The sequence below is a fragment of the Dyadobacter sp. 3J3 genome (assembly GCF_009801115.1).
In the GTDB taxonomy this organism is placed as follows: domain Bacteria; phylum Bacteroidota; class Bacteroidia; order Cytophagales; family Spirosomataceae; genus Dyadobacter.
In genome coordinates this window covers 193,810-210,153 of the sequence record NZ_VTOL01000004.1, presented here as the reverse complement: position 1 = coordinate 210,153, position 16,344 = coordinate 193,810, and the positions used below count along the sequence as shown (strand labels likewise).

Genomic DNA, 16,344 nt, shown 5'->3' with positions numbered 1-16,344 from the left:
CTTTCTGGTATTTGCTTTTCATAACAACGTTACCAATTTACATTCCTTTCATGATATTAAAAAAATATTATCAATGAATCTTTGCACATTTTATGATCATTCTTATAACTAGTTGATTCAAATAAACAATCGTACCATCGAGGTTCATAAAGGCTCAAAAAAAAGATTTAATTTGGCATAGAATTTTTTCGGCATTGCCGAACATTTTATCTAAATCTTAACCTTTGATAGGAATAGGCCAACTGCATGAGAAACCTTACTATTGTAACCTTACTATACATTACACTACCGACCTACTTATTTTTATTCTTTTGGGTGGATAGTAGTTATTCTATTATTTCAATGTTTGCGTTAACGGTAGTAATGCTTTTCTCAATCTATAAAACGCGTGATAAAAAGCTTAATCCTGACCCGTTGACATTTTCGCTGAAACCGATACTTATTTCTTCATTTTTTATATCATTATTACTTTCGTATTTTTCTGAATTTGGCGGATTTGACTACCAAAGCTATGATTATCAGGCACATAATTTCAAATTTAATTTATTAGCAACACAATCCTTGCCGTTGTATGATCAGGATCGTGACGTTTATATGTGCTATTATCTGGGATACTATATTATTCCGTCTTTACTTGGTAAAATCACCTCGGTTCATTTTATAAAAGGTTTTGCTTTTATCTGGACCTGGTTTGGACTTCTGTTAAGTTTTTCCTGGATTCAGATCCGGTTTAAAGATTTGAAAAACCGTCAGCGCATACTAATCAGTTTGCTTATCATTTTGGGATCTTATGTCAGCGTACTTTTGCCAGCTTTAAGTAAATTATTGGCAGGAGCTGTCAACTTTCAAAATAACTCCATCCTTATTAATGGAAAATTTGTACTGAATCAGCTTCCCATTTTTTCAAAAAGCCTGTCGGAGGCTCCTCAGCATACTTTGCCTGCCATTATTGGTACCTGCTTTTTCATGGCAGCTATTACCAATGTCAAATATTTCTATCCGTTTGCAGTTTTCATTTTTAGCTCTTTCTTTTGGACACCTTTTACGGCAATTGGTCTGTCACTGTTTGGTTTGTATTTTGTCTACAGAGGCTTCCAGCAGGCTCAGTTTCGGTTTATTTTAAATGCCGCCCTATTTGGTGTTTTATTGTTATTGGCATTTTATCCGGTGATAGCATTCCTCCTCAGCTCTGATGCAACATCTATGGAAAGCAATTTATTTATATGGCAAACCGGGAGTCCGATTTGGCCGGTATATTACTTGTTATATCTTTTCGGATTTTTCGGAATCTGGTTTATTTTTTTCAGAAAAAGTCTTATGAAATTCGATAGGGATCTTTTATGGGTATCCTTTCTTACTTTCGCATTATTAGGTTTGGTACAAGTAGGCCATTTCAACGATTTGAACACACGGGCCTCCATTGCAGCCCAAATCGTATTGGCAACGAGTATTGCCTATGCATTTGTAACCGGAGTCCTGGACAAAAGAAAAAATTATGGACTGATAGTGGCCGCATTATTTCTGGCGGTCAACTCGCTAAGTTTTGTAAAATTCTATTATGAGCGACTATTTACGCTGAATATGGGATCGGTCAATTCCATAGAGAATCCCGTAATTTCAGAATTTGGAGACAATTATTACGATTTCCTTGAAAAGGGTTATGCCAATGGAAAAGAAGTTGTGCAACAATATTCACTCAAAAAAGGAAGTATTTTTGAAAAATATTTATTGAAACGAAATTCTCAATAAAATCAAACAAAAAACGGCGCCATCAGGCGCCGCTCTTCATTAATATTCGTCTTCATTAAAGAAGAAGTCATCTTTGGTCGGATAATCCGGCCAAATTTCCTCAATGCTTTCATAAGGCTGACCATCATCTTCCAATTCTTGTAGGTTTTCAACTACTTCTAACGGAGCGCCTGTTCTAATTGCGAAGTCAATCAGCTCGTCTTTGGTAGCTGGCCAAGGAGCATCCTCCAGATATGATGCGAGTTCGAGAGTCCAGTACATAATTTTTGTCGCCTATTAAATAGTTACTTAATTTTTTAAGGATTGCAAAAGTAAAAAAAATTGCATCTTTTAATAATTTTAAACAAAAAAAATCTAAAATAATTGTTTTTTATTTTTAATATTTTGTGTCAATATGCTAAAAGATTGAAAATCATAAAATTGGAATAAATTTCAGGCAATAATTAAATACTTCTACACTTAATTTTGAATCAGTAAAGAATCATTCCACAACATTTTGGTTTTTAACCGTGGATTTTGTTCATCTCTTTCTTACCAAAAAATATGGGATTTAAACCCCTTTTTTGATAAATGACAACTGAAATAAATATGTAAAGAGTCAGGAAACTAAGAATGCTCTGAAATATTGAATCTAATCCAAGTAACTTTGAAAACGAAAATACAGATACGAATATCATTGATGCGAACATCCATGATACCATGAGTGGCTCTAAAAATCTAGAAAGTTTTGTGTTTGACGATATCTTATCCCTTAACTTTTTACTTACCAGGAATACAAATGGTACTGCTAAAAAAACGATAGGATTATATTCGCTGACAACAGACACGATTTTAAAAGCAGCCAAAATGGACATCACCTCAGAAAAATGTTCCAGGTCTTGAAAATCTAGATAGGTTCTATTTAAATTTTCCCAATTTCTATTTAAGGGCTGTCTGAAATTTGTGAATATCTTTTTCATTATTATTTGATTAATTAAATTCAATATTATTCAATATTTTAAAGTCCTTAATTCAATATTTTTTAAACGGTTAAATAATTAGACAAGAAAAAAATTTAATCGTATTTCGAATATTTAATAAATAATATTATGACAATTGAAGTTTGCGCATACTCCCTGGAGTCCTGTATGAATGCCCAGGTAGGTGGCGCAGGGCGCATTGAGCTTTGCGGTGGATTAGGCGAAGGTGGAACCACGCCAAGCGCCGGCCTTATAGAAATGGTTCGTGAACATATCCAGATTCCTATTTATGTCATGATCCGTCCGCGTGGCGGTGATTTTGTTTATGATTTTTTTGAAGAAGAAATCATGAAACGGGATATCGCAATGGCCAAAAAACTGGGAGCGGATGGCGTTGTTTTGGGTATACTTCTTCCGGACGGGCAAGTTGATATAGCACGTACCAAAGCACTTGTAGATTATGCCGCCCCGATGAAAGTAACTTTCCACCGTGCATTTGATCTTACGCCAGATCCTGTTAAAGCTTTAAAAGCTGTTATTGAAACAGGTGCTGAAAGAATTCTAACCTCGGGCCAAAAACCTAATGCACTGGAAGGAATAAAGGTCCTGGAACAACTGGCCAAAGCTGCCGGAAGCTCAATAGAAATTATGGCCGGTGGTGGTGTGAACCATGGCAATGCTGCTGAACTTAAAGAAGCCGGGGTACACTCTCTACACTTAACAGCCAAATCTTTCCGTCCCGGGCGCCAAAAATATTTCCCATCTGACATTTCCATGGCTGGTGAAAGTCCGGATGAAAGATCGGTGATGTATAGTGATTTGGGTTTAGTTGAAGCAATTGTGAGTGTGGTGGCAAGTCAATAACTTTTAGTATTAAATATGTGAAAAAGATTTTGCTTGGAATTGCCCTGTTATTAGTCGCTTTTCTTCTTGTAGCTGTTTTTATACATAATCTTGAATTTTGGAGTGCTGTGAAATGGTGGTCTCTCAATATTACGACCGTTGGTTTTCTATTTATATTTTTTCCTACATTAAAAAGGTATGAAGATAATGGAATTGTCAAACTCCTGTTTATACCGGGAAAGTCGTATTTCAAAATAATAGGAGTTCTTATTTTTATAGCAATTTTAACTTTGTATTATTCAATTTCACAACACCTTGCTTTTGGTCTAAATGAAAAGATCAAAGGCTATTATTTAAACCGCAAAACAATTGAAGCAACAGCAACAGTATTAGGAATTACTAAAATTTCTTTCACTTTAAAAACTTCATTTACTCAGGAATTTATGGTTGTTGAGTATGATACAGATGAAGGGGTTTTACGCCAGGGATTGGACCCTAAAAAATATGGTTATCTACGTCCTGGTCAGAAAATACTCATTTTATATTCAAAAGGTCACTCGTCCATCTTTAAACTAGAGTAAAAAATGCCATAATTGTAGGCCTTGAAACACAAATCATTATCTTTGCGGCTCTTTCTAAAAAAACAAAACCTTAAAAACGTGAATAACAATACTTCGTTAATTTGGAACATCGTGCTTAGCATAGCCGTAGCGGTGTTATTTTTCTTACATTTTTCAGGTGGTAAATCTGAATCCGTAGCAGCAGGATCGGATGGAGTAGTAGCAGGTCGTCGTACTGTGTATGTGCAAGTCGATTCACTTTTGACGAATTACGATTTCTTTAAGGATACCAAGAAAGCATTGGAAAACAAACATTTCCAGTTAGAAAATGAGTTGAATACAAAAGGAAGGTCGTTGCAGAATGAAATTGCATTTTTTCAGCAAAAGGCGCAGACAATGACGCCTGACCAGGCTCGTTCGACAGAAGCTCAATTGGGTAAAAAACAGCAGGATCTTGTTGCTTACCGCGATCAGGCTATGGCTGGACTTCAACAGGAAGAAGCTGGCAAAAATGAAGAGCTTTACAAACAAATCAGATCTTATATTGAAAAATATAACAAGGATAACAAATACGAATATGTATTAGGTTATTCTTTGGGTGGTGGAATTTTGTTCGCTGACAAATCTCTTGACGTTACTCAGAAAGTAATTGAAGGTTTGAATAAAGAATACAAAGGTTCTGACGCTGGAAAAGCTGCGGCTGATTCTACTAAGAAATAACGTTTAATCCGTCAAGGTTAAAAATTAAGACAAAGGCGACTGATTTTGATCGGTCGCCTTTTTTCTTTTTTATCAAAATATCGGCCATGCCGATGGCATTTCTATAATTTTAACGGATATCCATATCGGTTGCGGTGGATTAAAATCCACGGCTACAATGTCGGTCTTGCCTACGGCACTTTGTCCAAAAGTGCTTTAGATCGTTGCAATAAATCTGTTTCTGCATGACATAACATTGCATTGTTTACAAAAAATGAGAGGCAGTTTATTTGCATAAACCGCCTCTCACTATATTTTCAATTCTTGCGAATTGGTATCTCTAAACTACTTTTGACGAAACTTTCGCCCCCAGATATTCACGGTTCATACGTGCGATATTTTCGAAACTGATCTCTTTGGGACACTCAGCTGAACATGCATGTGTGTTGGTACAGTTACCAAAACCTTCTGCATCCATCTGTGCAACCATTTTCTCGGCGCGAATACTACGTTCTGCCTGGCCTTGCGGTAATAGAGCAAGCTGTGAAATTTTCGCCGATACAAACAGCATCGCAGAAGCGTTTTTACATGCTGCCACACAAGCTCCACAACCGATACAAGCCGCTGCACTAAATGCATCATCTGCATCCTCTTTCGCAATTGGAAGATTGTTTGCATCTTGTGCATTTCCAGTGTTAACAGAAACGAAACCACCTGCTGAAATGATTCTGTCGAAACCATCACGGTCCACAACAAGATCCTTGATAACCGGAAATGCTCCGGATCTCCACGGCTCTACTGTAATGGTATCACCATCCTTAAAAGTACGCATATGCAACTGGCATGTTGTTACGCCTTTCAAAGGTCCGTGTGGCTGTCCATTGATAAACATAGAACAAGATCCGCAAATTCCTTCACGACAGTCGTGATCGAATGCCACAGGTTCTTTGCTCTCTTCAATTAGTTGTTCGTTAAGAATATCGAACATTTCAAGGAAAGACATATCCGGAGAAACGCCGTCCAGATTGTAACTTTCAAATCCTCCTTGTGTATCTGTATTGCTTTGTCTCCACACTTTAAGCGTAAGACGCATATTGCCTGCACTCATTTTTCTAAACTGTTAATGATTAACTATTAACGAAATTTATTTTAGTTATAAAACTCACAAGAAGCATCGGATTTGATTGCCGACAGCTGATAGCCGATAGCTATTTATAACTTCTTTGAGCGATTTTAATGTTATCGTAAATAAGGTCTTCTTTGTGAAGCTCCCATTTTTCATTGGCAATGTGCTCCCATGCTGACACGAACATAAAATTCTCATCGTCACGAAGTGCTTCACCTTCTTCTGTCTGGTATTCTTCACGGAAATGACCACCACAAGATTCATTACGAGTCAAGGCATCGATACACATCAATTCACCTAACTCGATAAAGTCTGCAACGCGGTTTGCTTTGTCAAGTTCTGGATTAAAATCACCGATTTTGCCCATCACTTTTACATCACTCCAGAATTCTTCGCGAAGCGCGCGTATTTCAGCAATGGCTTCTTTTAATCCTTTTTCGTTACGTGCCATTCCACATTTGTCCCACATGATTTTACCCAGGCGACGATGGAATAACTCAGGAGAAGTCTTACCCTGAATCGAAATTAATTTTTCAATTCTTTCCTTTACTTCTTTTTCTGTATTCACGAATGCTTCGTGATCCGTTGAAATATGGCCAGTTCTGATTTCACCTGCAAGATATGCTCCAACTGTGATAGGAATAACAAAATATCCATCGGCCAGACCTTGCATCAATGCCGAAGCTCCCAAACGGTTGGCACCGTGATCTGAGAAATTAGCTTCACCCAGGGAATACAAACCAGGAACGGTTGTCATCAAATTATAATCAACCCAAAGCCCACCCATAGTGTAGTGAACAGCAGGATAAATACGCATAGGCACCTCATAAGGATCTTCACCCGTGATTTGCTTATACATATCGAAAAGGTTACCATACTTTTCCTTTACAACCGCTTTACCCCATTCCAGAATCTGGCTTTCAGGGGCATTGGTAACATTATTTTTGTTCGCTTCACCTTGTCCGTAACGGTGGAAAGCTGCTGAGAAATCAAGGAATACCGCCAATTTGGAAGAACCTACGCCATAGCCTGCATCACATCTTTCTTTCGCAGCGCGGGAAGCAATATCACGTGGAACGAGGTTACCAAAAGCAGGATAACGGCGTTCAAGATAATAATCTCTCTCTTCCTCAGGAATAGCAATTCCTGCACGGGTATCATTTTGTTTTTTAGGAACCCAGATACGGCCATCATTACGAAGTGATTCTGACATCAAAGTCAGCTTCGACTGATGTTCACCCGATACCGGAATACAAGTTGGGTGAATTTGTGTGAAACATGGGTTTGCAAAGAATGCCCCACGTTTATGCGCTTTCCAGGCAGCTGTTACATTGCTACCCATAGCGTTTGTCGACAGATAAAATACGTTTCCATAACCACCTGTACAAAGCAAAACTGCATGTGCCGAATGCCTTTCCAATTCACCTGTGATCAGGTTTCTTGCAATAATACCGCGGCACTTTCCGTCGATCTTCACGACGTCAAGCATTTCGTGACGGTTGTACATGGTGATAGTTCCCATTCCAACCTGGCGCTGCAAACCTGAATAAGCACCTAACAAAAGTTGCTGACCGGTTTGTCCTGCTGCATAAAACGTACGCTGAACCTGCACCCCGCCGAAAGAACGGTTGGAAAGAAGTCCGCCATATTCACGTGCAAAAGGAACTCCCTGTGCCACGCACTGGTCAATAATATTTCCGGAAACTTCGGCCAGACGGTGCACATTGGCCTCGCGTGACCTGTAATCTCCTCCTTTAATTGTATCGTAAAAAAGACGGTGTACCGAATCCCCGTCATTTTGGTAATTCTTTGCAGCATTGATCCCACCCTGCGCAGCAATCGAATGTGCACGGCGAGGCGAATCCTGGAAACAAAATGCTTTTACTTTGTATCCCATTTCTGCCAACGTGGCAGCAGCAGAAGCACCAGCCAAGCCGGTTCCAACTACAATTACTTCAATATTACGCTTGTTGGATGGGTTTACAAGAGGTACTGAGGATTTGTATTTTTCCCACTTATCTTCCAGCGAGCCTTGTGGTATTCTGGCATCCAGACGAGATGAAGTTGCCATATATTTTGAAATGTTAATTAACCTGAAAAATTAGATTCAACTATTTAAAAAAGAACATTTAACTTTTTTCTAGTCAATATCAAAGCCCGGATACTGACAGTCAAATGCCGGAATTTAATAAACCCATCCAAGATAGATCGAGATAGGCATCAGCGCGAAAAGAAGAGGAACTACAATTGAAAAAGCGACGCCGATGAAGTGAATCGCGCCGTTATATTTCAAGTGATACAATCCCAATGTTTTGAAAGCGCTTTCAAATCCGTGCAGTAAATGCCAGAAAAGAGAAAAACAACCCAGTACATAAATCACGACGACCCATATATTCTGGAAAATATTTAGCATCATCTGATACAAGGGAAGCTCTTCTCCGGTAGCAAATTGATTTGCACGGTTTGGAATCCAAAAATGTGAGGTGTGGATAACCAGGAAAATCAGAATTAAAGTACCCAACAAACCCATACTGCGTGAATACCAGGTGCTATTTGCGTTGGCATTAGTTACAGCATATTTTACTGGTCTCGCATCATTATTTTTCTTTGTCAGCCAGAGACCGTCAGCAATGTGGATTAGAAAGCCTAAAACCAAACCGATTTCAAGAGTACGGATTATAGGATTTGTTCCCATAAAGTGCCCCCAATGAGAAAAAGTTTCGCCCCCATCATTGTAAAAAATCATTGCATTGATGGTTGCATGTATCACCAGAAAACTGATCAAAAATAAACCGGTAAGCGACATGATCAGCTTCTTACCGATGGAACTTGTTAACGCCTGTGTAAACCAAGACATAGCAAACACGAATAGTTTTAGTACAAAAAAATAAGGTATATTTAGAACATTTCAAAGGTATGGTACAAACGTTTCCGACACAATAAAAGAGGATCATTTTTATGTAGTGCTTTACAATTTATAATCATTATTAAGTACCTCTGCTGTGAATTGTTATATCCTCATAATTACATTTTTACATCGCTTGCGTATTTAACCTGAAAGTCTTACGATTTATGTATCATTAATCCTGTGGATCGGATACAGTTTTAATACGATTTTTCGTTCATCGCATAGCATTATATTTTGTCAAGATATAATATGCTTACCTCTATCCTGAAAAAGTCTTTAAATTGTATGCGAAATAATCTACGATTTCAGCTCCTGATTCTTTTTATCTCTTGTTTTTTTGTGTCTAATCAGGCACACGCTACGCATGCAAGAGCTGGTGAAATAACTGCCAAACGTATTGGAAATACGAATACTTATGATGTAACTTTTACCGGTTATTTCGATATAAATACCGGAAAAGTCGCAGCGGATGGACAGAATGACGTATCAATGTATTTTTATCCGGCTGGCAGCAATGGTCAAGTTCTACCCCGCAAGGTGGACAGGGATAGAGCTCTGCTTCGAGAAATTGGCAACAATACCACAATAAATGTCTATACAACCCGATACACCTTCCCCTCAACAGGCGACTGGACGATAGCGGTTGCGATCGACAAGCGTAATAATAGTATCCTAAATCTTAGTCCCGCACCAACAAACGATTTAAATTTCTTTGTTCATACAAATCTTCTTATCAATGCTTTCGTCGGTGTTAACCAAACCCCCATTTTACTTAACGCACCTATTGATCTGGCAGCAGTCGGACAACGTTACATTCACAACCCCGGTGCATTTGACGCGGACGGAGATAGTATTGCTTATCATCTTTACAATCCACAACAAAATGTAACAGGAACAGGTCTTGGTATTAACCTTGGGTACAAAGATCCAAATCTGGTTACCGCTCCCGGAAGAACAGAGACCGGAGCAAGCCCTGCTACTTTTAGCATGAATGCCTTAACTGGCGATTTAATCTGGGATGCGCCTGTCACAAGAGGATTTTACAATGTGGCTTTCGTCGTAGAGGAATGGCGTGACGGTGTCAAAATTGGCGACATTATCAGGGATATGCAGATTATTGTAGTCGATGCCAAAAACGACCGCCCAAAACTTGATCTGATACCCGATATCTGCGTTGAAGCAGGAACACTCATTAACCAGATTGTAAAAGCAACCGATAAAAACGGCGATAAACTTACCCTGACCAGTACGAGTGGCTTGTACCAGTCCAGCGCTTTGATAAGCCCCGCCTATGCTACTTTCTCCGTACCCCAGCAAGGTGCACAAGGAACATTAACCGGACAATTCACCTGGCAAACAGGCTGCAACCAGATCAGGCTGGAACCCTATGAAGTACTTTTCAAAGTAGAAGACGGGCCCGGGCCCAACACGCCAAATGCTACTTTATTCCAGAAACTCGTGGATATCACCACTTTTCATATCACGGTTGTCGGGCCGCAACCACAGAATTTGGCCGCAGTACCCGTTACCGATGCTGCCGGAAAAGCATTCAAATTGACCTGGGATAGTTATAAATGCCAGGTGCCCGGAGCTAAAATCGTTATTTACAGAAGAGAGGGGTGTCGCGAAATTCCGATCGTACTTTGTAATCCCGGACTTGATGGGTATGGGTACGAAGAAATCGCAAGGGTCAATGCCGACCAGGTTACTTATACTGACAACAATGCAGGCGCAGGTCTTAAATCAGGAATTTCTTATAGTTACCGCATCGTGGTTGTTTTCCCAAGACCGGATTCAGATATTACTCAGCCGGGATATCTGATCGGTGGCGGAGAAAGTCTTACTTCTGAACAGGTTTGTATTGAAGTGCCGCTTCTGATGCCGGTTATTACCAATGTTACCGTTGATTCTACAAGTGCGGCAAGAGGAATTATTACCGTGAAATGGACAAGACCAACGCTTTCTGCGGGTGCTTCTGTTCCGGCGCAGTACCGACTTTTCCGTGCAACGGGACTGGCAGGCACTAATTTTACCAACATCGCCACCATCAATACAAATCTGGCTGCTGGTGCACCCGATACGATTTTTGTTGATAAAAACCTGAATACCGTTGACAATGCCTACCGCTATAAACTGGAATATTATTATACCGATGCTGGTGCGCTCGTAAAACTGGATGAAACCGATCCGGCCAGCAGTGTGCGTTTGTTACAAGGTTCTGCTAATCCAAATGCCATCAGGGTCAATTGGACTGCTAATGTCCCATGGAGTAATGATAACCAGATTCACCGCGTGTACCGGGAAGATAAATCCAAACCGGGTACTTTCAACAGGATTGCTGATGTGTCGGTGACCGGCGCAGCTTCCTATACCTACACCGATGACGGAACAGATAAATATGCCCTGGATGGAACTGTTAATGTGACGATTGCCAAAGATGTGGTGTATTGTTACAAAGTGGAAACAGTAGGATCTTACAACAATACCCAGATCAAGGTCGATCCGCTTTATAACTTCTCGCAGATTATCTGCATATCTGCTTCGGATACCACAAAACCATGTGTGCCGGTGCTGAGCATTGATCTGCTGGATTGTGCCACCATCACCCCGGATGAGTTCTGTGACCAGACTTCCTTTACAAACAATTTGTCATGGACGTATCCGAACGCAGCAAATTGTGACCAGGCCATTATCGCTTACAGACTTTATTATACAAGATACGAAGGTGACACGCCTACCCTTTTGAAAGAAATTGCAGCTCCGGCAGCTACTTCCTTTGCCCATGAGGGACTGACTTCTTTTACAGGTTGTTATTACGTGACTGCTGTCAACAAATACGGTACAGAAAGTGCGTCGAGTAATACCGTCTGCAAAGACAACTGCCCGATCTTTGCGCTGCCGAACGTGATCACACCAAACGGTGATGGAAAGAACGATCTGTTCACGCCGCTGAAATGCCCGAGTTTTGTCCAGTCGCTGGAATTTAAGGTTTTCAACCGCTGGGGTGCCAAAGTGTATGATTCCAAAGATGTCAACATCAACTGGAACGGAAAAACCAATGGCGGCAGTGATCTGGCAGCTGGTCAGTATTATTATGAAGTTACCGTTTATTTTGAATCCGTACAGCGCGGCGGAAAACCTTCAACATTCAAGGGTTGGGTACAGCTGCTCAGATAATAACATCACACCATTTTAAACCCAAGAAAAAAACAGACTTTTTTTCTTTCAACTTCTAGTACGTTATTTGTAGCCCGGTTAGTCAATAGCCGGGCTACTGCGTTTTGTTAAACTTCCTTTCCTTTTTAATATTTTACCTGATATTGATGTTGTGAAATTAAACCAGTAAAAATGTGTTCATCCTTCTACATGCCACTAAAAAGAAAAAATGAATAGCGAACTTCAACAAGAGTTCAATAATTTAGCGTATTAGGGAATAAAACACACATTTTTAATTAAATTTTCGTTCAATACGTGTATGTTAGGAGCATTAATTCATTTGAATAATCCCGACCAGTTAAAAATTATAAAATAAGATAACATATCAGTATTTGTTTCTGATTAAAGCCTCTGTCCAAAGTAAGTCTTATGTCTATGCGTTACATTTTACAATTATCATTTCTATTTGCTTTTCTTCTCCTGTTAACTGGTTATAAGGCTCAGGCCACACACGCGCGAGCAGGAGAAATTACAGCAAAACGCGTGAACGGCAATTCGCTTGCGTATGACGTAACGTTTACCGGTTATTTTGATATTTCTCCGAATGGAGGACTTGGTGCAGCCAATGCACAGACATCTGTCAATATGTATTTTTATACCGGTACGGGTACAACTGCCCAACCAGTGCAAGTTGCCAGAATTGACGCATTAACACGAAACATAGGAAACAATACTACGCAAAATATTTACACAACAAGGTATACTTTTCCTTCTGCGGGCGACTGGAGTATCTCTGTCGGCATTGATAACCGTAACGTAAGTATCTTAAATTTAAGTCCTGCTCCAACGGACAGGCTTAACTTTTATGTACATACTAATATTTCAATCAATGCTTTTGTTGGAGTAAACCAAACGCCGGTTCTTTTAAATGCACCTATTGATATCGGTGCTGTTGGACAACGTTACATTCATAATCCTGGTGCTTTTGATGCTGACGGAGATAGTATTGCTTACCATCTTTATACTCCACAACAGGGAACTACCAGAGGTTTGGGTGAAAATCTTGGCTATAAAGATCCTAATCTTGTTACCCCTCCGGGTACAACGGAAACCGGAGCCAGTCCTGCTACCTTCGGCATGAATGCCCTGACAGGAGATTTGACGTGGGATGCTCCCGTTACAAAAGGGCTCTATAATGTCGCATTCGTGGTAGAAGAATGGAGAGACGGCGTGAAGATCGGCGAAATTATTCGCGATATGCAGATCATCATCGTCGATGCCAAAAACGACCGTCCAAAACTGGATCTGATCCCCGATATCTGCGTCGAAGCAGGGACACTTATCAACCAGATTGTAAAAGCGACCGATAAAAACGGAGATAAACTCACACTAACCAGTACCAGTGGCTTGTACCAATCAACCGCTTTGATAAGCCCCGCCTATGCTACTTTCTCCGTGCCTCAGCAAGGTGCACAAGGAACATTAACCGGACAATTCACCTGGCAGACTGGCTGTAACCAGATCAGGCTGGAACCTTATGAGGTACTTTTCAAAGTAGAAGACGGGCCCGTACCCGGAACTCCAAATGCCAACCTGTTCCAAAAACTGGTTGATATAACGACTTTCCATATAACGGTTGTTGGGCCACAGCCACAAAACCTGGCCGCTGCTGCCATCACTGATGCAGCCGGAAAAGCATTCAAACTGACCTGGGATAGTTATAAATGCCAGGTGCCCGGTGCCAAAATCGTTATTTACAGAAGAGAAGGTTGCCGCGAAATTCCGATCGTACTTTGTAATCCCGGACTTGATGGGTATGGGTACGAAGAAATCGCAAGGGTCAATGCCGACCAGGTTACTTATACGGACAACAATGCAGGCGCAGGTCTTAAATCAGGCGTTTCATACAGTTACCGCATCGTGGTTGTTTTCCCAAGACCGGATTCAGATATTACTCAGCCGGGGTATCTGATCGGTGGCGGAAAAAGTCTTACTTCTGAACAGGTTTGTATCGAAGTGCCGCTTCTGATGCCGGTTATTACCAATGTTACCGTTGATTCTACAAGTGCGGCAAGAGGAATTATTACCGTGAAATGGACAAGACCAACGCTTTCTGCGGGTGCTTCTGTTCCGGCGCAGTACAGACTTTTCCGTGCAACGGGACTGGCAGGCACTAATTTTACCAACATCGCCACCATCAATACAAATCTGGCTGCTGGTGCACCCGATACGATTTTTGTCGATAAAAACCTGAATACCGTTGACAATGCCTACCGCTATAAACTGGAATATTATTATACCGATGCTGGTGCGCTCGTAAAACTGGATGAAACCGATCCGGCCAGCAGTGTGCGTTTGTCACAAGGTTCTGCTAATCCAAATGCCATCAGGGTCAATTGGACCGCCAATGTCCCTTGGAGCAACGATAACCAGATCCACCGGGTGTACAGAGAAGATAAATCCAAACCGGGTACCTTCAACAGGATTGCTGATGTAAAGGTGACCGGTGCAGCTTCCTATACCTACACCGATGACGGAACCGATAAATATGCCCTGGATGGAACTGTTAATGTGACGATTGCCAAAGATGTGGTGTATTGTTACAAAGTGGAAACAGTAGGGTCTTACAACAATACCCAGATCAAGGTCGATCCGCTTTATAACTTCTCGCAGATTATCTGCATATCTGCTTCGGATACCACAAAACCATGTGTGCCGGTGCTGAGCATTGATCTGCTGGATTGTGCCACCATCACCCCGGATGAGTTCTGTGACCAGACTTCCTTTACAAACAATTTGTCATGGACGTATCCGAACGCAGCAAATTGTGACCAGGCCATTATCGCTTACAGACTTTATTATACAAGATACGAAGGTGACACGCCTACCCTTTTGAAAGAAATTGCAGCTCCGGCAGCTACTTCCTTTGCCCATGAGGGACTGACTTCTTTTGCAGGTTGTTATTACGTGACCGCTGTCAACAAATACGGTACAGAAAGTGCGCCGAGTAATACCGTCTGCAAAGACAACTGCCCGATCTTTGCGCTGCCGAATGTGATTACACCAAATGGTGATGGAAAGAACGACCTGTTCACGCCGCTGAAATGTCCAAGTTTTGTCCAGTCGCTGGAATTCAAAGTGTTCAACCGATGGGGTGCCAAAGTGTATGATTCCAAAGATGTCAACATCAACTGGAACGGAAAAACCAATGGCGGCAGTGATTTGGCAGCAGGTCAGTATTATTATGAAGTTACCGTTTATTTTGAATCGGTGCAGCGCGGTGGAAAACCTTCAACATTCAAGGGTTGGGTACAGCTGCTCAGATAATCGTTGAACCTACTTTTTAATCAGACTTTTTTTCTTTCAACTTCTAGTACGTTATTTGTAGCCCGGTTAGTTAATAGCCGGGCTACTGCGTTTTGTTACCATGACCAATTTTAAAATCTACCAATTATGAAAAAAGCCTATATTTTTCCGGGACAGGGTTCACAGTTCAAAGGAATGGGTTTAGACTTATATCAAAGCTCAGATTCAGCCAAAGCATTTTTTGACCAGGCCAACGATATTTTGGGATTTGACATTACCAAAATTATGTTTGAGGGAACTGATGAAGAGCTTAAACAAACGAACGTTACACAACCTGCAATTTTTATCCATTCCGTAGTATTGGCAAAAATCAGTGAAGATTTTTCACCAAATATGGTTGCCGGCCACTCCCTTGGGGAATTTTCTGCGCTGGTAGCAGCGGGGGCACTATCCTTTGACGACGGATTACGTTTGGTTGCGAAGCGCGCCGACGCTATGCAAAAAGCATGTATGCTGCGTCCATCGACAATGGCAGCGATACTTGGACTAGATGATAAAACAATAGAGGAAATTTGTGCAGGAATTACAGACGAAATTGTGGTTCCGGCTAACTATAACTGTCCTGGCCAGGTTGTAATCTCGGGAACCATAGAAGGCGTGGAAAAAGCCTGCGAATTACTAAAAGCAGCGGGTGCCAAACGTGCATTGTTACTTCAGGTTGGTGGTGCATTCCATTCTCCACTGATGGAACCCGCTCGTGAGGAACTTGCTGCTGCCATTAATGATGCGCAATTCCAGTCTCCGCTTTGCCCGGTATATCAAAATGTAAATGCAAAACCGGCGACTGAAATTTCTGTAATTAAAGAAAACCTTATTGCACAACTTACGGCACCTGTACGATGGACACAATCTGTTGAGCAAATGGTAGCAGACGGAGCTGGTCTATTCGTTGAGTGCGGCCCAGGAAAAGTGTTACAAGGATTGGTTAAAAAAATCGCAAACGGAGTTGAATTGAAAAGTATTTGAAAATTTTTTTTC

12 protein-coding genes are annotated in these 16,344 nt (G+C 41.0%); 7 read left to right on the top strand and 5 right to left on the bottom strand.

The genetic code is table 11. The annotated features are described in order from the left end of the window. Window positions 1–246 precede the first annotated feature (246 nt). Window positions 247–1,749, top strand: a complete 1,503-nt coding sequence (locus FZF08_RS10435; protein ID WP_159468584.1) for a hypothetical protein — start codon at window positions 247–249, stop codon at window positions 1,747–1,749. Window positions 1,750–1,788: 39 nt separating this feature from the next. On the opposite strand, the gene FZF08_RS10430 is transcribed toward FZF08_RS10435, so the two are convergent. Both FZF08_RS10430 and FZF08_RS10425 read right to left on the bottom strand, forming a co-directional pair. Then, complete coding sequence (locus FZF08_RS10430) at window positions 1,789–2,010, bottom strand: DUF2795 domain-containing protein (RefSeq protein WP_013927448.1); 222 nt, start codon at window positions 2,008–2,010, stop codon at window positions 1,789–1,791. 242 nt (window positions 2,011–2,252) lie between these two features. After that, entirely contained in the window at window positions 2,253–2,708 is a 456-nt protein-coding gene (locus FZF08_RS10425) for a hypothetical protein (protein ID WP_159468583.1), read from the bottom strand. A gap of 129 nt (window positions 2,709–2,837) precedes the next feature. Between FZF08_RS10425 and FZF08_RS10420 the strand changes: the two genes are divergently transcribed. From FZF08_RS10420 to FZF08_RS10410, 3 genes are all read left to right on the top strand, one after another. Then, window positions 2,838–3,572 (top strand): copper homeostasis protein CutC, encoded by a 735-nt coding sequence (locus FZF08_RS10420; RefSeq protein ID WP_159468582.1) that lies wholly within the window; start codon window positions 2,838–2,840, stop codon window positions 3,570–3,572. Window positions 3,573–3,589: 17 nt separating this feature from the next. Continuing rightward, complete coding sequence (locus FZF08_RS10415) at window positions 3,590–4,132, top strand: hypothetical protein (RefSeq protein ID WP_159468581.1); 543 nt, start codon at window positions 3,590–3,592, stop codon at window positions 4,130–4,132. A gap of 78 nt (window positions 4,133–4,210) precedes the next feature. Continuing rightward, entirely contained in the window at window positions 4,211–4,831 is a 621-nt protein-coding gene (locus tag FZF08_RS10410) for an OmpH family outer membrane protein (protein ID WP_159468580.1), read from the top strand. A 319-nt stretch (window positions 4,832–5,150) separates the two neighbouring features. Here FZF08_RS10410 and FZF08_RS10405 read toward each other — a convergent pair whose 3' ends face one another. The 3 genes from FZF08_RS10405 to FZF08_RS10395 all read right to left on the bottom strand — a co-directional run bounded on the left by FZF08_RS10405 (window position 5,151) and on the right by FZF08_RS10395 (window position 8,793). Next, window positions 5,151–5,903, bottom strand: a complete 753-nt coding sequence (locus tag FZF08_RS10405; RefSeq protein ID WP_200837066.1) for a succinate dehydrogenase/fumarate reductase iron-sulfur subunit — start codon at window positions 5,901–5,903, stop codon at window positions 5,151–5,153. Window positions 5,904–6,018: 115 nt separating this feature from the next. Next, window positions 6,019–8,007, bottom strand: coding sequence for a fumarate reductase/succinate dehydrogenase flavoprotein subunit (locus tag FZF08_RS10400; protein ID WP_159468578.1), 1,989 nt, complete (start codon window positions 8,005–8,007; stop codon window positions 6,019–6,021). Window positions 8,008–8,121: 114 nt separating this feature from the next. After that, on the bottom strand, window positions 8,122–8,793 hold the full coding sequence (locus tag FZF08_RS10395; protein ID WP_159468577.1) for a succinate dehydrogenase cytochrome b subunit: 672 nt from the start codon (window positions 8,791–8,793) through the stop codon (window positions 8,122–8,124). A 336-nt stretch (window positions 8,794–9,129) separates the two neighbouring features. On the opposite strand from FZF08_RS10395, the gene FZF08_RS10390 reads away from it, so the two are divergent. The 3 genes from FZF08_RS10390 (at window position 9,130) to fabD (ending at window position 16,332) form a co-directional block, all read left to right on the top strand. Further along, window positions 9,130–12,021: a gliding motility-associated C-terminal domain-containing protein gene (locus FZF08_RS10390; RefSeq protein WP_159468576.1), complete on the top strand. Its 2,892-nt coding sequence runs from the start codon at window positions 9,130–9,132 to the stop codon at window positions 12,019–12,021. Window positions 12,022–12,429: 408 nt separating this feature from the next. Continuing rightward, window positions 12,430–15,327 (top strand): gliding motility-associated C-terminal domain-containing protein, encoded by a 2,898-nt coding sequence (locus FZF08_RS10385; RefSeq protein WP_229216486.1) that lies wholly within the window; start codon window positions 12,430–12,432, stop codon window positions 15,325–15,327. A 126-nt stretch (window positions 15,328–15,453) separates the two neighbouring features. After that, window positions 15,454–16,332: an ACP S-malonyltransferase gene (gene fabD, locus FZF08_RS10380; protein ID WP_159468574.1), complete on the top strand. Its 879-nt coding sequence runs from the start codon at window positions 15,454–15,456 to the stop codon at window positions 16,330–16,332. Window positions 16,333–16,344: the final 12 nt, after the last annotated feature.